Origin of the sequence: Synechococcus sp. HIMB2401, assembly GCF_042883245.1 — a bacterium.
In the GTDB taxonomy this organism is placed as follows: domain Bacteria; phylum Cyanobacteriota; class Cyanobacteriia; order PCC-6307; family Cyanobiaceae; genus Parasynechococcus.
Window position 1 is genome coordinate 18835 of record NZ_JBDJKK010000006.1, and the last position, 15959, is coordinate 34793.

Genomic DNA, 15959 nt, shown 5'->3' on the forward strand with positions numbered 1-15959 from the left:
CAAAACAGCCATGGGCCCGGCAGAGTAGCCAGCAGATTTGCAAGCACGCCAGAACCATGCGGGAGTTTTTCCTCAACGTCTCCCGTTATCCCCGTTACTTGATCGCCTTCACCCTCGGGGTGATGAACTCCGTTGCCGAACCCCTGGCCGCACGCCGGAGCAATCCCGTCACGGCCGTGGCCTTGATCGGCGCCTTGATCAGCGGTGGAATCAGCCTCACCTTGGTGCTGCGTGCCATGGTGAATTCAGCACCGATGGCGTGATGGCACAGGGGCGTCGAGTGGAGAGGGTGGCCGCCCTGATCCGCAAAGAAGTCAGCGAACTGATGATCAATGGCATCCGTGATGAACGGGTGCACCAGGGCATGGTGAGCATCACCGAAGTGGAAGTGTCCGGCGATCTGCAGCACTGCAAGATCTTCGTGAGCGTGTTCGGGGAAGCTCAGGAGCGCGACCAGGTGCTCGAGGGGCTTCAGGCCGCCAGCGGCTTCCTGCGGGGAGAACTGGGGCGACGGCTGCAGATGCGACGCGCTCCCGAAGTGGTGTTCCAACTGGATCGGGGTCTGGAACGCGGCACCTCAGTGCTGGGACTGCTGAATCGCCTCGAAGACGAACGGCAGCAGCGGGGCGAGATTCCCCCCGGCAGTGATCAACAGCCAGGCAGTGATGAACAGCCGGCCGGCTAACAGCCTGCGGCGCCGCGTAGCGGAACTGCTGGTGGTGCGGGCCAGTGGTCATCTGAGCGACCAGCAGCGTCGCTACCCGCAGTGGGAGCTTCCAAACAGCGAACTGCAGCGCCTGCTGCGGGAAGGTGTTGGTGGCGTGATCCTGCTGGGGGGCAGCGCTGTTGAGCTGCAACAACGCACCCAGCAACTGCAGGGCTGGAGTGAGCAGCGGTTGCTGATCTGCGCGGACGTTGAAGAGGGCGTTGGCCAGCGCTTCGAAGGGGCCAGCTGGCTGGTGCCGCCCCTGGCCCTCGGGCGACTCCACCAGCGGGAGCCCGAGCTGGCCCTGGATTTGAGTGAGCGCTATGGCCGCTGCACCGGCGAACAGGCCCGCCGCTGTGGGCTGAACTGGGTGTTGGGGCCGGTGTGCGACGTCAACAACAACCCCGCCAACCCTGTGATCAATGTGCGGGCCTGGGGCGAGGATTCCAAGACTGCCAGTGCCCTGGCGGTGGCGTTCCAGCGGGGGCTCAAGCAAGCGGGGGTGCTCGGATGCGCCAAGCACTTTCCCGGCCACGGCGACACCACCAGCGACTCCCATATCGACCTACCGGTGCTGCCCCACAGCCGCGAACGGCTGGAACAGATCGAACTTCCGCCCTTTCAGGCCGCCATTACCGCCGGTGTGGAGAGCGTGATGACGGCCCATCTGGTGCTGCCGGAATTGGATCCGCAGCAGCCCGCCACCCTCTCCAACGCCGTGCTCACCGATTTGCTGCGGCGCCAGATGAGGTTCAACGGGCTGGTGGTAACCGATGCCCTGGTGATGGAAGCGATCAGCGCACGGCACGGCGCCGCCGAAGCAGCTGTGCTGGCCTTTGAAGCCGGGGCCGACCTGATCCTGATGCCGGCGGATGCGGATGCCGCCATCGATGGTCTCTGCGACGGTTTCAGCAGTGGAAGGCTGTGCCTCGAGCGGTTGGACGAGAGCCTGCAGCGCCGGGGCCATGCGCTGGCATCGATCCCCACCAGCACAGCTTCAAGTCCGATCGTCAGCGCAGACGAGCAAGCCCTTGAGGCTGAGCTGGTGCGTCACAGCATCACGGTCGGCGAAGCAAAGGTTCTTCCACAAGCAGGAATCAACCTGGTGCGCGTGGATGCCATGGTGCCCAGCGCAGCCGCCCTCAGCGGCTGGTCCCCGGCCCTGCGCACTCCTCAAGCACAAGGATTTCGCTCAATCGTGATTCATGGCGAAGGGCTATCGCCCTGGAGCGGCCAAGCGGACGCGCCCCTGGCGATGGACCGCCTCGGCGATGGAGCGGTGCTGCTGCAGCTGTTCCTGCGGGGCAACCCCTTCCGCGCCGGACGGGATGCCCAAGAACCCTGGGCCGCAGCGATCCAGCAACTGATCGCCATCAACCGGCTGGCCGGAGTCGTGGTCTACGGCAGCCCTTACCTCTGGGACAGCCTGAAGCCACTTCTGCCCAGCAGCTGCCCTGCCGCCTATTCCGCCGGCCAAATGCAGGAAGCCCAACGCCAGGTGCTCACCGAACTGTTCCCCAGCGCGATGCCGACCGGCAACAGCGGTGCGTTCACCGACTGACCACCACCAACCAACCGCACTGGCCAACCGCACTTAACCTCGCGCCAACCCCAAGCCGGCCGACCATGCTCAGCCTCTCGATGATCGTGCGCGATGAAGAGGCGCGTCTCGGGGAGTGCCTGCGCTCCGTGCAGGGCTTCGCCGACGAGATGGTGGTAGTGGACACCGGTTCCACCGATGCGACGGTGGACATCGCCGAAGCGGCCGGAGCCCGGGTTGAGCAGATTCCCTGGCCGGGGGACTTCGCCCCAGCCCGCAACCAGGCCCTGGAGTTTCTCAACGGCGACTGGGTGCTGGTGCTGGACGCCGATGAACAACTGCGCCCCGAGGCCATCCCAGCCCTGAAGGCGTTGATGGCCCAGCCAGATGTGCTGGTGATCAAGCTGCTGCGTTACGAGGTGGGGGCTGCCATGGCTCCCTATTCCAGCGTCAGTCGTCTGTTCCGCCGCCACCCCTCGATCCAGTGGAGCCGGCCATACCACTCGATGATCGACGACAGCGTTCGCAGCCTGCTGGACGCCGAAACCCAATGGCGCATCGCCGATTGCAGTGAGCCGGCAATCCTCCATGACGGCTACCGACCGGAACTGCTGGCGGGCAGCGACAAGGCCGATCGGCTGCGGCAGGCCATGGAGGCTGATCTGCAGGAGCGTCCCGGTAATCCCTATGCCAGCGCCAAGCTCGGGGGGCTGTTGATCAGTGAGGGCAAGAACGAAGACGCCATTCCCTTGCTGGAAAACGGCCTGAAGAAGTGCGGTTCAGCCGGTGCCGAACGGTATGAACTGCTGCTGCACCTGGGATTGGCCCTGACCCCCAGTGATCCCGACAAGGCGGTGAACTGCTACCGACAAGCCCTGGAGATTCCGCTGGACACTCGGGTGAGTCTTGGAGCCCGCCTCAACCTGGCGGCTCGACTGATGGATCAGGGCAACCTGGAGGAAGCGATCAGCCTCACCCAAACCGCCGCCCAGCGGGCACCGGAAGTGGCCCTCGCCTGGTACAACCTGGGGCTGATGCAACGGAGGCGCGGCGACCTCGCCGCGGCCCTGGAGGCGTACGGGCGCGCCCTCACCCTGGATCCCAACAACGCTGAGTGCCATCAGAACAATGCCGTGGCCCAGTTGTTGGGCGGCAACATCGACGCCGCTCGCGGCAGCTTCATCCGCGCCATCAACCTGCTTCAGGCTCAGGGAAACGCTGACGCTGCTCAGCAGCTGCGCGAAAGGGTGGAGGGGGTGGTGAAACTGGACGGGGAGGCTGTCGCTTGAGCCAGCCGTTGCAAAGCCGAACGGTGGTCGTCACCCGCGCGGCCGACCAACTGGGAGCCGCGCGCCAGCTGCTGGAGCAGCGGGGTGCGACGGTGCTGGATCTTCCTGCCCTGGTGATCGGACCACCCGACCACTGGGGTCCTCTGGATGACGCCCTCGAGGACTTGGAGAGCTTTCACTGGCTGGTGTTCTCCAGTGCCAATGGCGTGCAGGCCGTGGAACAGCGGCTGCAACGCCTTGGCCGTTGCCTGGCCAGACGCCCCGCCAGTCTCAAGATTGCCGCGGTGGGCCGCAAAACGGCGCAGGTGCTGGACGACCTGGGGGCGGCCGCTGATTTCGTGCCTCCGAGCTTCGTGGCCGACAGCTTGATCGATCACTTCCCGGTGTCAGGCTGGGGTCTCAAGATTCTCCTTCCACGGGTGCAGAGCGGTGGTCGCACCCTGCTGGCGGACGCCTTCGGTGAAGCCGGGGTGCGGGTGGTGGAGGTGGCGGCCTATGAGTCGGGCTGCCCCGCCACGATGCCGGAGCCCACAGCGACCGCCCTGGAGGAAGGTGACGTTGATGCCATCGCCTTCAGCAGCGGGAAGACAGCGGAGCACACCGCGCAGCTGCTGGAACAGCGCTTCGGTCCAGGCTGGGCTGAACGGTTGGAGGGGGTGAAGCTGGTTTCAATCGGCCCCCAGACCAGTCGCAGCTGCCGCCAATGCTTCGGCCGGGTGGATGCTGAGGCCGACCCCCACGATCTCGAAGGGTTAGCCGAAGCCTGCGCTCAGGCAATACAGAAGGGATCCTGAGGCTCATCGTTCAGCGCGAAGCGAATGCAACCGCGCGCCACATCAATACTGAGCACCGACCATCCAGTCGGCAGCAACAGCGGAGCATCCGCGCCGCAGCGGCCCTCTGCGCCCACACAGATCACACCGCTGCCGTTGGGGGTGGTCACGATGGCTCGTTTCTGATCTCCCACCAACAAAACGCCAGTCAGAGCGAGGCCAGTCGCGGGAGCCTGAGCATCCGCAGCCTCCACACCAACAAGAGGAGCAAAGGGATCCACCCGGCCGCCGGGGGCAGCCTGCTGCACCTCCTCAGCCAAAGGCAGAGGGGTCAGGCCAATCGACGGGGCCTGAACCGCTGAGGTTTCCGGAAGCGGCTCAGGTTTCACTGGAACCAATGGCAGCGCCGTGGCCGTTGGCGTTTCGCCACCACAGCCCCCCCACAACCACCAACACGGCAACGGGGGCAAGCCAATGCTTAGCCGCCTCTTAGCCGCCTGCTTCCACCAGGTCACGGAAACGGTCAAGATTCGCCTGAAGCTCCTTGGTCACGATGCCCCCCAGGATGCTGGGTTCCATGAGCGGTGCCAAGACCCGCGGCAATTCGTAGGTCACGCTCAACTTGACCACAGTGCGGTCGTCGGATTCGGGATAAAAGCGAACGGCACCCTTGGTGGGCAGACCACCCACTGATTCCCAGTGCAGTTGCTGGGCTTCAACCCGCTGGGTGATCCGGGCCTTCCAGCTGAAGCGAAAGCCCTGTGCCGCCAAAGTCCAATCGGTGAGATCAGGGTCGTCGAGTGGTTTGACCGACTCAATCCAGCGCATCCAACGGGGCATCGCTTCGAGATCACTCCAGACCTCCCAGACCTTGGAGGCCGGGGCCTGCACCTCGGAGGTGACCGTGTGTTCGAGCCAGCGTCCCATCAGGCCACCGCCGCATTGGTGGCCAGCTTCACCGGCTGATCGAGGATGGCCGCCGCCGCCAGATGACCGCTCATCGTGGCCCCCTCCATCGAATCGATGTAGTCCTGACGGGTGTAGCTGCCGGCCAGGAAGAAATTAGGGATCGGCGTGCGCTGCTCCGGGCGGTAGGGCTCCATACCAGGGGCTTCGCGGTACAACGACTGCGCCAGTTTCACAACGTTGCTCCAGGTGAGCTTGAGATTGCGGGCCGAGGGGAACAGCTCGCGCACCTGACGGTCGGTGTGGGCCACGATCTCATCCACCGACTTGGGAATCCAGGGATCACCAGGGGTGAGCACGCATTGGAGCAGAGAGCCCTCTCCCTGCTTGCGGTAATCCTCCGGACTGGCCAGGGCCAGATCGGCAAAACAGCTGAAATCGGCATCAGCCGTGTACAGCAGGTTGTTGAGCCCCGTGGGTGTCGCCACATCCCGGCGCTGGGCTTCCTGGGCATCTCCCAGCTCGGTCACCCAGCCGTCGTAGCGGAGCTGAACGGTGGCCACGGGTACGGCCTCCAGCTGATGAATCGCCTTGAACTGGGGGTAACGGTTCCAGGCCTCGGGCAGCAGTTTCTGAATCCCGGGCACGTCACAGGCGGCCAGGTAGGCGTCAGCCTCTACACGAATGTCTCCTTCGGGCGTTCCCAGCTGCAGGCCAGTGATCTCAGGGGATTCACCCTCGCTGTAGTCCACCTGCTTCACCCGATGACGCAGATGCAACTTGCCTCCACGCTGCTGGATGTAGTCGAGAATCGGACCCGTGAGCCAGCGATGGGGTGATCCTTTGAGCAGATTGAGCTTGGAGGCTTCCGTCTTGGCCGCAAACATCATGAAGATGGTGAGCATGCAGCGGGCGGAGATGGCCTCGCAGTCGATGAAGCCCAGGGCATAGGCAATGGGATTCCACATCCGCCGGATGCTTTCGGGGCTGCCGCCATGGCCCACAAACCAGTCCTGGAAACTGACGGAGTCGAGGGCTCGGATGGTGCGCATCGCCCCCTCGTAGTCCACCAGACCCCGCACGATCGGACTCGTGCCCAGGGCCAGGGCATTGCGCAGCTTGTCGATCCAGCTGAGCTGCGGTGTGGTGAAGAAGGCCTTGAGGCCGTTGAAGGGTGCGCCGATGGGGAAGCGGAAATCCAGCTCCCGCAGATCGCCCCCCTTGTTCACGAACAGGTGTGTGTGCTGCTTCGGCAGAAGGTTCTCGAACGCTCCCACCTTGCGCATCAGAGCGAAGAGGTTGGCGTAATTGAAGAAGAAGACGTGCAACCCCATCTCGATGTGGTTACCGCCCTCATCCACCCAGCTGCCCACCTTGCCGCCCATGAAGGGACGGGCTTCGTAGAGATTCACCTCATGGCCCGCATCCACGAGGTCCACTGCAGCGGAGAGGCCGGCGAGGCCGGAACCAACGATCGCGACCCGCACATGATCTGGTCAACTAAGGCGACTCTATGTATGAGCGTTCATAGAGTGAGAGCGCGAGCCTGCGTTGACCATGACTTCCACCCCCGATACCGCGCCGGCCCATACCGCCAAAGACGGCAAGGGCATCCTGATCACCGAACCGGCGATGCAGCAGCTGGCCAAGCTGTGTGGCGAACAGGGTGAGAACCAGGTGCTGCGCGTCGGGGTGAGGTCTGGGGGCTGCAGCGGCATGAGCTACACGATGGATTTCGTGCCCGCCTCAGACACCCTCGACGACGACGAGACCTACGAATACATGGCGGCTGACGGTCAGAGCTTCCGGGTGATCTGTGATCCAAAAAGCCTGCTCTACATCTACGGAATGCAGCTGGACTTCAGCACGGCTCTGATCGGTGGTGGCTTCAACTTCACCAACCCCAACGCCAGCCAGACCTGTGGCTGCGGCAGTTCCTTCGCCGTGTGAGCGAAGCCACGTGGGAATCTGAGGGGAGATCACTGCCCTCTCCCTAGTGATGGAGACTTCCCAGGACAGCCTGTTTGAGCAGGCCATGGCCCGTTATCAGGCTGGCGCCGCGGCCGAAGAGGTTCTCCCTGATTTCGCCCGCATCGTTGAAGCCGCTCCTCGCCAATCGGCGGGCTGGACCTGCCTGGCCTGGCTGCAGCTGCTTTGCGACCAACCAGAGGAGGCGCTGCGGTCGGCACGTTTCGCGGTGAGACTCAACGGCCAGGACCCCCAGGCCAGGATCAACCTGAGCCTGGCGTTGCTGGAAACCCAATCCAAGGGCGTGCGTGACCACATCCAGGTGGTCCAGCAGGTGATGACCCTGGCCCCAGAGGTGTCCGGCGAACTCAAGGCCTCGATCGCCGACGGGCTTGAACGCAAACCCGGCTGGAAGGCCCTCGAGAAAGTGAAAGCCTGGCTTGAGCTCTGATCACAACGGACGTTCTGCCTGACAGCCACTGCCTGACAAACCCTGCATGACAGCCACCTGGACCATCACCCGTCTGCCGTCCCAGGTTCGCGTGCGACCTCCAGCGGATCGTTCGGCTCAATTGCGGCAGGAACGCCTGGCCAGCGAAGCGCGGCGGTTGCAACTGGCCAGGCGCGCCAACGGCATACCGGATCCGAACACCTGGATGTGGTGATGGGCAGCCCGGCAATGGCACGCATCCTGCTGCTGAGCAATGGCCACGGTGAAGACCTCTCCGGCGCCCTGCTAGCCCAGGAGCTTCAGCAGCAGGGCCACAACGTGCAGGCTCTTCCGCTGGTGGGCCTTGGCAGCGCCTACCAAAAAGCCGGCGTGCCGCTGCTGGGACGCAGCCATGAATTCAGCACCGGCGGCATCGGCTACACCAGCCTTCGCGGCCGCCTCACTGAGATCGCCCAAGGGCAAGTGCTGTATTTGCTCCGACGCCTGGGGCGTCTGATGCGGTACCGGCGTCGCTTTGATCTAATCCTGGTGGTGGGAGATGTGATCCCTGTGATCGCGGCATGGCTCAGCCAACGGCCTGTGGCGACCTACCTGGTGGCCTACTCCAGCCACTACGAAGGGACGCTGCGGCTCCCCTGGCCCTGCGCAAACCTGCTGAAAAGCCGCCGCTTCAAAGCGGTGTACAGCCGCGATCAACGCACCGCCGAAGACCTCAGCAGACAACTGCAACGGCCGGTGACCTTCCTGGGCAATCCGTTCATGGATTCGGTGCTCACAGCGGCCACCCCACCGCCCAGCAGCACGCCACGCATCGGTCTGCTGCCCGGCAGCCGCCGACCGGAACTGGAACAGAACCTTCAGCTGTTGCTGCGGCTGATCGAGCTGCTGCCCAACACAGTTCGCTGCAACGTGGATCTGGCCTTGGTGCCCAGCCTCGATGACGACAGCTTGCGGCGGCTGAGCGAACGATGCGGTTGGCACTTGAAAAACGGCGTGCTGGAGCGTGAGGGGGCCTGGGGGATCAACGTTCGCCGCGAGGCCTTCCGTGCCGTGCTGCAGCACAGCGATCTGGTGATCGGCATGGCAGGTACCGCCATCGAGCAAGCCGTTGGCCTGGCCAAACCGGTGCTGCAGCTGCCGGGCCATGGGCCTCAATTCACAGCAGCATTCGCCGAGGCCCAACGGCGCCTGCTGGGCCCCACTGTGTTCTGTGCCGACGGGGAGAGTGGCAGCCATGAGGCCTTGGAGGGAACAGCGGCGCTGGCCATGGCTCTGCTTGAACGTGCGCGACGGGATCCTGACTTGCAACAGCAATGCCAAGAGGAGGCCAAATGGCGCCTCGGAGACGCTGGTGGAGGCCCGAGAATGGCGGCAGCCATTTGCTCACTGCTTGCATGAGTGCCACGCCTGAACCGGCCTGGAAACGCTGGCTCGACCGCCTGCTGATGGTGAACGTGCTGCTGGTGTTTATCGGCGCAGGGGTCTTCGCCGTTGCCGTGGTGCAACAGGGCCAAGGCCATGACTGGCTGATGGACCAGGTTCAGCTGCTGTGGCAACCCCTGTTCGCCCCAGCCATCAGCCTGCTGATCATGGCGGCCCTGGTGAGCGGCATCTTCAGCTGGTGGCAGCGGCGAGTGCTGAAGCCAGATCGGGGTAGCGGAAGCTGAAGTTCAGAGCGTCCAGCCGCTCCGAGGCAACCTGCTGGCCCTCCAACACCACCTTGGCGCCATCCCCCAGAAGCACTTGAAGCACTGGAGCGGGCACCGGCAACAAACTCGGACGGCCCAGGCTGCGCCCCAGTTGCTTGCAGAAGGCCGTCATCGAGACGGGCTCAGGAGCCACGGCATTGATCACGCCACTCCAGCTCTCGTCTGTGAGGGATTGAAGGATCAGGGCGCATAGGTCAGTGCGGTGGATCCAGCTCATCCATTGCCGGCCACTGCCGATCGGACCACCAAACCCTGTGCGGAACACCGGAAGCATTTTTCCGAGTGCACCGCCGTCCGCCGCCAACACAATGCCGATCCGCAGGGTGACCTGCCGTACAGCGGAAGGCACCGCCTCAGCCGCCGCTTCCCAGCGCTCACACAAGCTCGCAAGGAAGTCGTCGCCAGGGGTGCTCGATTCAAGAAAACGCTTGTCCAGGCTGGAGCCGTAGAAGCCGATGGCTGAGGCATTCACCAGCAGCTTCGGTGGCGTTGCACAGTCCTCGATCGCCTTCACCAACTGAGAGGTCGTTTCCAGACGGCTGGTTTCAAGCAGCTGCCGGTGGGTCGGGGTCCAACGCTTCTCGGCAATCGGTTCTCCCGCCAGGTTGACCACCGCATCGGCCTGGTTCAGGGCATCCAGCAGCCCGGCATCGGCCCAGGTGCTGCTGCTGGCGGGGTCGAACTGCATCCAGGTCAGTCGCCCATCCGCCCGTTCAGCGTCGTAGCCACGGGCCAAGCGGCGGCTGACCACCGTGAGCTGATGGCCAGCCTGAAGCAGGAGCGGCAGGAGCTCACGGCCAACAAAACCAGTGCAGCCGAACAGCAGCAGACGCATGGAAGCGGGGGTGGTGCGGCTGGGAGGCTAAGGGGGTTCGTGGGCGATTGGTTTTAGCCTGGTGCCATCACCATCCCCTGTCATGGCCGAATCCGACGCCGCTGCCCCCGCCAAGGCCAAGCCTGCTGCGCTGCGCAAAGGTGCCTTGGTCAAGGTGAACAGAGCCGCCTACAGCTCCAGCCTTGAGGCTGGCGCCAGCGATCCCACAGCACCCGACTACATCTTTGAAGGTCCCGGCGAGCTGCTGGTGGTGAAAGGGGACTACGGCCAGGTGCGCTGGAACCGTCCGGTGCCCGATGTGTGGCTGCGAATGGATCAGCTGGAAGCCTGCTCCTGATCCTGATCTTCGTTGGAGGCAGACTCCAGGGCCTCCTCCACGGCTGTGACGGCCGCTGGAACTGACGTCATGGCGGCGGGGATGCGCCACACAGCACCGGAGAGCACGCCGCTGAGATCCCCCAGCGCCGCCAGCACAGGATTCGAAACGTCGGCCCCATCCGCAGCGGCGGCTGCCTGCCAGGGGTTCCACCCCGCAAGGTTGACCACACTGCGGTAGGCCGCTGGCCAGGGGTTATCAGGCAACAGCCGTTGCAGAGCCTCGAACTGCTCCGCTGCCTGCACAGGGCGGTTTTCCAGCACCGCCAGCAGCGCCAGGGTCCAACGCGGTTGCACAGCATCGGGATCCTGCGCCAAGGCCGCCAAGGCCTCAGAACGCACCGGCTCCCTGTAACTGAAATGGCCATCGAGCATGTGCTCCTGCCCCACCACAGCGAACACCGGATCCAGCCCCACCGGCCCTGCCGCCAAGCCAGCGGCGAGCTCGGGGAAGCGCTGCGCAAAAGAGGGGCCTTCAATCGGATGCGTCGCGCTGCGGCGCCAGAGCGAATAACTGCCCCCCCGAAGACGCGGAAACTGATTGACCAGCTCGAAAACACCGCTGCGGCGCACGGCTTGGTCCAGGGATCGGGCCGCTTTGCGCACCGATCCCTGGTCCCCTTCCGCCAACACCACCCATTCCGATCGTGCCAGCACAGGCTCACGGTCCTCTCGACTGCCACCCAACTGGCGTCCAACGGTCTGACCACCGCGGCGACGGCCGTAGAAGCTGACGTTGTGCTGGTTGAGGTCGGAGGTGCTGGGCACCACGATCAGGGTGGCAGGAGGCCTACTGGGATCTGCACCGCCGGCGGCCTCCACCACAGCCTCCACCGGACCGCGGGAACGGTGCTCAAACCGATGAAGCTGATGCGCCCAGCCCGCCGGGACACAGGCCAGCAGCCCAGCACCGAACAAGGGCCACACCAGCCTGGAACGCCTGGCCTCGAACCAATGGCCCCACTGCCACCACCCCCGGGCCAGCAGCAACACAAGTGATGGCAAAAGCGGCGTGATGTAGCGAGCGTCCTTGTTCGGACTCAGGGTGGTGAACACCCAGGCCGCCACAAGATTGAGCAAGAGCCAGCGCCAGGACCAGGAGTGATCAGTTGAACACTGCTGGCGCTGCAGCCACCAGAGCAACAACCCTGACAGCCCCACCAACAACAACACGCTGCCCAGCTGTACCGGCAAAATCCGGGGATACCAAAGCCAGCCGGCCAGACTGAGCGCGCCTGGATCCCCCTCCCGGACCGCCGACTCAAACACAGCCCGATTGGTGCCGCCTAAGCTTGTAATCCAGTTGTGACGCAACCAGGGGCCGATCAGCACCGCCGTGAGCAGGGGCAGCAGCAGAGCCTGCCGCAACCAAGGGCCACCCCGCTGCAACGCGATCCCCGCAGCCCAGAGTCCCGCAGGGACAAGCACAAGAAGGGCGCTCTGCTTCACCAGCACCGCTGCAATGGCTGCCAGGGTGCAACCCCAGGCCTGCCCCCAGCGGCCACCGCCCTTGGGATCGCACCAGACCCCGAGACGCCAGACCGCCAGGCTGCAAGTGGCGACCAGGGCCATCTCCAGCACGTAGTCCGTGCGCAGATCCAGAAAGGCCGGCGTCAATGCCGCCAGCAGGCAGGCGACCAAGGCCAGGCCATCCCCCTGCAGCCGTCGTCCCCAACCCGCCATCACCACCAGAAGCAAACCGTGCCAGAGACTCAGGCTCCAGGCCGCTTGCTCCGGGGCATCACCACTCAAAGCCATCACGCTGCCGTTCACCAGCGAGGCCAGGGGCGGAATCTTCGGTGACAGATCCAGCAGGGCCTGCCAACCCTGCCAACCGCCGCCCGGCAGCAAGCCCAAGGCGCGGCCATGGTCCATGGCGCTGTTGAGGTAGTCAGCCTGATCCCAGGCGGGGACGCCGGTCTGCAGCGTCCACCAGAGCCGATCCACCAGAGTGGAGAGCACCCAGATCAGGGCCACCGAAGCCCAGAAACGCCAACGCTGTTTCACACGATCTCCAAGCGACGCCGTTCATCTTGGAGCCGCTTGCGTCGCTGCTTGGCCTCCCGCAGCATCTCGCGACCATCGTGGAGGTAGCCATCCACGTAGCCCATGGTGTAGCGCTCCAGTTCCGCCAGAGCGTCCTCCACTTCGGAAAGGCAGTGATAAAGGCTCAGCCCGAAGCCACGGGCCGAGGCCGGTGTGGGCAACGACTGGAACAGTTGCTTGATCTTGTCCATCCGACGTCCGCTCGCCTCGAGATAGCTGCAGAACGCCTCCATCAGCTCGTCGTCGTAGGGGTCTGCTGACAGTGCCTTGAGTTGCTTGGGGAAGGGATTGATCACCTCACCGAGCATGCGGTCGATCGGGGCGTAAACCCGCCGCAACCACTCCACCAGGGCATCGTCAGCGGCCACAGCACGATCGTGGGCACGGCTGGCCCGCCTCAGGTCCGTCGGGGATGCCGCTCGGCCCGGCTGGGGCCGCGTGCGATCGAAAGCCTTACGGCGCTCAGCATCGCCAAGAACTTCCCAAGCGGCATTGAGGGCCAGCATCTGCTGGTCGTCGCCACCGGCATCGGGATGGTGCTGCTTCACCAGCTGGCGGTAGGCCGCCTTGATCTCAGCATTGCTGGCGGTGCTGCTGACACCGAGCACGGCATAGGGATCGCTCACAGCTGACCATCCCTCCGAGCGGGAAGCTGCGAAGCAGCACTGAACATCGGGGTGGAGAGGTAGCGCTCGCCATAACTAGCCAGCATCACCACCAGGCGTTTGCCCGCCATGGCGGGGGCTTGGCCCACCCGCAGGGCAGCGGCCATGGCTGCTCCGCTGCTGATGCCGCAGAGCAGACCCTCCTCCCGAGCCAGGCGCCGGCCCACCTGCATCGCCTCCTCATCGCTCACCGTGAGGATCGAATCAATCCGATCGAGTTCCAGCACCGCAGGAACAAAACCAGCTCCAATCCCCTGAATGCGATGGGCCCCCGGGGGCTTTCCGGACAGCACAGCACTGGCCTCGGGCTCAACAGCAATCACCTGAAGCTGCGGCTGGCGTTGTTTCAAAAGACGGGCACAGCCGGTGATCGTGCCACCGGTGCCCACCCCCGCCACAAAGGCATCGATCTGGCCGTCGGTATCGCGCCAGATCTCTTCAGCCGTGGTGCGTTCATGCACAGCTGGATTGGCGGGGTTGTCGAACTGCTGAAGCAGGTAGGCGTTGGGAATCTCATCCACCAACTCCTTGGCCAGCGCGATGGCCCCATTCATGCCCTGGGCACCGTCCGTGAGCTGCAACTCGGCGCCGTAGGCCCGCAGCATCGCGCGACGCTCCGTGCTCATCGTGTCCGGCATGGTGAGAATCAGCCGGTAGCCCCGAGCCGCCGCCACCATGGCCAGGGCAATCCCGGTGTTGCCGCTGGTGGGCTCCACCAGCACCGTTCGCCCGGGAACGATCGTGCCGGCCTGCTCCGCCTCCAGCACCATGGCGCTGGCAATGCGGTCTTTGACCGAGGCGGATGGGTTGAAGCTCTCCAACTTGGCCAGGATCTCGGCCTGGCAGCCGCAGGCCTGGGGCAATCGATTCAGCCGCACAAGGGGCGTGCCACCGATCAAGGCTGTGATGTCAGGAGCAATGCTCATGACTGCAGCTTGCCCGCAGAACGACCATAAAAAAAGCCCTCCGCAGGGGAGGGCTCGGGATATGTGTGTGTGAGGAAAGTGGTTCTGAAGGCCCAACCGAAGTCGGGCCGGGTGATCAGAACTTGAAGACGGTCTGGAGAACAGCACCGAATTGCTCCTTGCCAGAAACGCCCTGGGAGGAGTTGGACTCAGGCAGATAGAAGATTGCCGGAATCATGGTGATGTTGCTGGAGACCTTGTACTTCAGAGAAGCTTCCCAAGCGATCTCGGGAGCATCAGGGTCTGTGCCGTCTTGGGACTCGACGTACAGAGGGGCGCCGAAACCAACAGCCAGGGTGTGGGGGGTATTGGCAACTTTGTCCCACTGAAGACCCACCATCCAAGTGCGGGCCTCATCGACGGTGCTGCCTTCGAGGTCAGACCAGCCGTAAGCAAGGCTTACAGAAGGAATGAAACCAGTCTCTTCAGGCTTCCAGAAACCGTTCAGAGCAAAGTTCTGGGAATCGACATTGTCAGCAGTGCCGCAGCTCTGCTTAACACCCGAGTAAGCAGTACCGAAGCCTGCGCCGCACTGGCCGTAGCGGTAACCGATAGCAGCGCCCCACTTCTTGGTGCCGTAACCAATCTGAGCGGTGGTATTGCCGTTGGATTCAGCAGTGAACATGCCCTTAGCGGAGCTGGCCTGTTCCCCGTCATCAGCGACGTAGTTCAGAGCGGCTGTCAAGCGGGGCTCACCCTTGGCAACTTTCTGCTTCCAGATCACACCAACGAGACCGCCGGTCTCTTTGTTGTAAACGTTGCCAGCACCAAACTGGCCACCGAACATGTTCAGGGTCTTCACCGTGTAGGCCGTGGGCTTCATGCCAAGGCTTTCGGTGTTACGAGCCATAGGTCCAGCAATGGCTCTAAAACCCGAACCCACCGGGAACTTGTAGTACAAGCGATCAAGCTTGAGGGTGTTGCCGGACATACCGGAAACGTCCAGCTTTCGGAAGCCGCCAGAAAAAGCGGAACCATCTTTCATGTTGCCGGCACGCAGGCGAGCAAACAGAAGGTCCTTTCCAGTGAAGGAGGTCTTCAAGCCGAGGCGGTAGTCATAAGAGAAGCTGAACGCATCGTCGTCAGCCTGAGCACCACCCTCTTCAGAATCCATGGCACCAGTCACAAAGGTGGCTTTACCTTTGAGCTTGGTGGTGGTGGAGAACTGAGCTGCTCGCAGTTCGCCAACCTTGGCCTCGAGGCCGTCAACGCGACCCTTGAGGATAGCCAGCTCGGTTTCGAATTCCTTGAAAAGGCGACGCAGCTCGTCGGTCACTTCAGTGACGCGGTCGAGGCAAGCGTTCAGCAGTGCAGCCGCTTCGAAGCGGGTCATGGCCCGGTTGCCACGGAAGGTGCCGTTGGGGTAACCGGCGACGCAGCCGTAGGTCTCAACCAAACCAGCCAGAGCCTGATAGGCCCAGTCGGTGGGGTAGACGTCGGAGAATTGAGTGACGCTGGTGACCTGATCAGCGGTGGCCGCGTAATCAGAGACGCCGTTGATGTTCAGCTCGGCGGCGTTAGCGCCAGCGGCCATCAGGCCGAGGGCGGCAGGAGCCACCAGCAGTTGCTGGAAAATCTTCATTTTGGGTTCTCACACCAAGAGAAAAGTGCAAGCAATACATGCCAGCGGCTCCACGCTATTGGCGCGGCTTCACTCCATCGCCAAAGGCAAATCAAGGGCTGTTTAAGTATCGGTTAAGACCATTCATTTGCGTTGTGACGCAAAAAAAA

General features: G+C 63.7%; 19 protein-coding genes. 11 read left to right on the plus strand and 8 right to left on the minus strand.

All coding sequences use genetic code 11. From position 1 onward, the window contains the following. Positions 1–56 precede the first annotated feature (56 nt). The 5 genes from AAXE93_RS11765 (at position 57) to AAXE93_RS11785 (ending at position 4329) form a co-directional block, all read left to right on the plus strand. Complete coding sequence (locus AAXE93_RS11765; protein ID WP_006850467.1) at positions 57–263, plus strand: DUF751 family protein; 207 nt, start codon at positions 57–59, stop codon at positions 261–263. Beyond that, entirely contained in the window at positions 263–685 is a 423-nt protein-coding gene (gene rbfA, locus AAXE93_RS11770) for a 30S ribosome-binding factor RbfA (RefSeq protein WP_115131722.1), read from the plus strand. The genes AAXE93_RS11765 and rbfA overlap by 1 nt, the downstream gene beginning before the upstream one ends. Then, entirely contained in the window at positions 666–2267 is a 1602-nt protein-coding gene (locus AAXE93_RS11775) for a glycoside hydrolase family 3 N-terminal domain-containing protein (RefSeq protein ID WP_390130970.1), read from the plus strand. The genes rbfA and AAXE93_RS11775 overlap by 20 nt, the downstream gene beginning before the upstream one ends. Before the next feature lie 65 nt (positions 2268–2332). Then, positions 2333–3535, plus strand: coding sequence for a glycosyltransferase (locus AAXE93_RS11780; RefSeq protein ID WP_390130974.1), 1203 nt, complete (start codon positions 2333–2335; stop codon positions 3533–3535). After that, entirely contained in the window at positions 3532–4329 is a 798-nt protein-coding gene (locus AAXE93_RS11785; protein ID WP_390130976.1) for a uroporphyrinogen-III synthase, read from the plus strand. The genes AAXE93_RS11780 and AAXE93_RS11785 overlap by 4 nt, the downstream gene beginning before the upstream one ends. On the opposite strand, the gene AAXE93_RS11790 is transcribed toward AAXE93_RS11785, so the two are convergent. Genes AAXE93_RS11790 through zds form a run of 3 tightly spaced genes read right to left on the minus strand, consistent with a single transcriptional unit; the run spans position 4305 to position 6701 of the window. Continuing rightward, the gene (locus tag AAXE93_RS11790) at positions 4305–4778 is read right to left on the minus strand and encodes a hypothetical protein (RefSeq protein WP_390130978.1); all 474 of its coding nucleotides are present in this window, start codon (positions 4776–4778) and stop codon (positions 4305–4307) included. The genes AAXE93_RS11785 and AAXE93_RS11790 overlap by 25 nt on opposite strands. Positions 4779–4797: 19 nt before the next feature. Beyond that, positions 4798–5235, minus strand: coding sequence for an SRPBCC family protein (locus AAXE93_RS11795; protein WP_115131727.1), 438 nt, complete (start codon positions 5233–5235; stop codon positions 4798–4800). Next, complete coding sequence (gene zds / locus AAXE93_RS11800) at positions 5235–6701, minus strand: 9,9'-di-cis-zeta-carotene desaturase (RefSeq protein WP_390130980.1); 1467 nt, start codon at positions 6699–6701, stop codon at positions 5235–5237. The genes AAXE93_RS11795 and zds overlap by 1 nt, the downstream gene beginning before the upstream one ends. 70 nt (positions 6702–6771) lie before the next feature. On the opposite strand from zds, the gene AAXE93_RS11805 reads away from it, so the two are divergent. From AAXE93_RS11805 to AAXE93_RS11825, 5 genes are read left to right on the plus strand one after another with little or no spacing between them, the layout of a single operon-like run. Beyond that, positions 6772–7164 (plus strand): iron-sulfur cluster assembly accessory protein, encoded by a 393-nt coding sequence (locus AAXE93_RS11805; protein ID WP_114987465.1) that lies wholly within the window; start codon positions 6772–6774, stop codon positions 7162–7164. Between the two features lie 49 nt (positions 7165–7213). Continuing rightward, complete coding sequence (locus tag AAXE93_RS11810) at positions 7214–7633, plus strand: hypothetical protein (protein WP_115080526.1); 420 nt, start codon at positions 7214–7216, stop codon at positions 7631–7633. Positions 7634–7679: 46 nt separating this feature from the next. Then, positions 7680–7847, plus strand: a complete 168-nt coding sequence (locus AAXE93_RS11815; RefSeq protein ID WP_170951429.1) for a hypothetical protein — start codon at positions 7680–7682, stop codon at positions 7845–7847. Between the two features lie 14 nt (positions 7848–7861). Then, entirely contained in the window at positions 7862–9031 is a 1170-nt protein-coding gene (locus tag AAXE93_RS11820) for a lipid-A-disaccharide synthase-related protein (protein WP_390131012.1), read from the plus strand. Further along, on the plus strand, positions 9028–9300 hold the full coding sequence (locus tag AAXE93_RS11825) for a hypothetical protein (protein WP_114987461.1): 273 nt from the start codon (positions 9028–9030) through the stop codon (positions 9298–9300). The genes AAXE93_RS11820 and AAXE93_RS11825 overlap by 4 nt, the downstream gene beginning before the upstream one ends. On the opposite strand, the gene AAXE93_RS11830 is transcribed toward AAXE93_RS11825, so the two are convergent. Further along, positions 9248–10177: a TIGR01777 family oxidoreductase gene (locus tag AAXE93_RS11830; protein ID WP_390130984.1), complete on the minus strand. Its 930-nt coding sequence runs from the start codon at positions 10175–10177 to the stop codon at positions 9248–9250. The genes AAXE93_RS11825 and AAXE93_RS11830 overlap by 53 nt on opposite strands. Positions 10178–10259: 82 nt before the next feature. Between AAXE93_RS11830 and AAXE93_RS11835 the strand changes: the two genes are divergently transcribed. Next, on the plus strand, positions 10260–10514 hold the full coding sequence (locus tag AAXE93_RS11835; RefSeq protein WP_006850906.1) for an NAD(P)H-quinone oxidoreductase subunit O: 255 nt from the start codon (positions 10260–10262) through the stop codon (positions 10512–10514). Here the strand turns inward: AAXE93_RS11835 and AAXE93_RS11840 are convergent. The 4 genes from AAXE93_RS11840 to AAXE93_RS11855 form a co-directional block, all read right to left on the minus strand. Next, positions 10493–12559 (minus strand): glycosyltransferase family 39 protein, encoded by a 2067-nt coding sequence (locus AAXE93_RS11840; protein ID WP_390130986.1) that lies wholly within the window; start codon positions 12557–12559, stop codon positions 10493–10495. The genes AAXE93_RS11835 and AAXE93_RS11840 overlap by 22 nt on opposite strands. Beyond that, on the minus strand, positions 12556–13224 hold the full coding sequence (locus tag AAXE93_RS11845; protein ID WP_390130988.1) for a J domain-containing protein: 669 nt from the start codon (positions 13222–13224) through the stop codon (positions 12556–12558). Before AAXE93_RS11845 ends, AAXE93_RS11840 begins: the two co-directional genes overlap by 4 nt. Further along, a complete protein-coding gene (gene cysK / locus AAXE93_RS11850; protein WP_390130990.1) occupies positions 13221–14189 on the minus strand; it encodes a cysteine synthase A in 969 nt (322 codons plus the stop codon). The genes AAXE93_RS11845 and cysK overlap by 4 nt, the downstream gene beginning before the upstream one ends. A 115-nt stretch (positions 14190–14304) precedes the next feature. Continuing rightward, entirely contained in the window at positions 14305–15810 is a 1506-nt protein-coding gene (locus tag AAXE93_RS11855) for an iron uptake porin (RefSeq protein ID WP_390130992.1), read from the minus strand. Between the last annotated feature and the right edge of the window lie 149 nt (positions 15811–15959).

Coding starts and splice junctions, on each gene's coding strand:
- AAXE93_RS11765 (WP_006850467.1), top strand. CDS start 57: ATGCGGGAGTTTTTCCTCAACGTCTCCCGTTATCCCCGTTACTTGATC.
- rbfA (WP_115131722.1), top strand. CDS start 263: ATGGCACAGGGGCGTCGAGTGGAGAGGGTGGCCGCCCTGATCCGCAAA.
- AAXE93_RS11775 (WP_390130970.1), top strand. CDS start 666: ATGAACAGCCGGCCGGCTAACAGCCTGCGGCGCCGCGTAGCGGAACTG.
- AAXE93_RS11780 (WP_390130974.1), top strand. CDS start 2,333: ATGCTCAGCCTCTCGATGATCGTGCGCGATGAAGAGGCGCGTCTCGGG.
- AAXE93_RS11795 (WP_115131727.1), bottom strand. CDS start 5,235: ATGGGACGCTGGCTCGAACACACGGTCACCTCCGAGGTGCAGGCCCCG.
- AAXE93_RS11805 (WP_114987465.1), top strand. CDS start 6,772: ATGACTTCCACCCCCGATACCGCGCCGGCCCATACCGCCAAAGACGGC.
- AAXE93_RS11810 (WP_115080526.1), top strand. CDS start 7,214: ATGGAGACTTCCCAGGACAGCCTGTTTGAGCAGGCCATGGCCCGTTAT.
- AAXE93_RS11815 (WP_170951429.1), top strand. CDS start 7,680: ATGACAGCCACCTGGACCATCACCCGTCTGCCGTCCCAGGTTCGCGTG.
- AAXE93_RS11820 (WP_390131012.1), top strand. CDS start 7,862: ATGGCACGCATCCTGCTGCTGAGCAATGGCCACGGTGAAGACCTCTCC.
- AAXE93_RS11825 (WP_114987461.1), top strand. CDS start 9,028: ATGAGTGCCACGCCTGAACCGGCCTGGAAACGCTGGCTCGACCGCCTG.
- AAXE93_RS11830 (WP_390130984.1), bottom strand. CDS start 10,177: ATGCGTCTGCTGCTGTTCGGCTGCACTGGTTTTGTTGGCCGTGAGCTC.
- AAXE93_RS11835 (WP_006850906.1), top strand. CDS start 10,260: ATGGCCGAATCCGACGCCGCTGCCCCCGCCAAGGCCAAGCCTGCTGCG.
- cysK (WP_390130990.1), bottom strand. CDS start 14,189: ATGAGCATTGCTCCTGACATCACAGCCTTGATCGGTGGCACGCCCCTT.
- AAXE93_RS11855 (WP_390130992.1), bottom strand. CDS start 15,810: ATGAAGATTTTCCAGCAACTGCTGGTGGCTCCTGCCGCCCTCGGCCTG.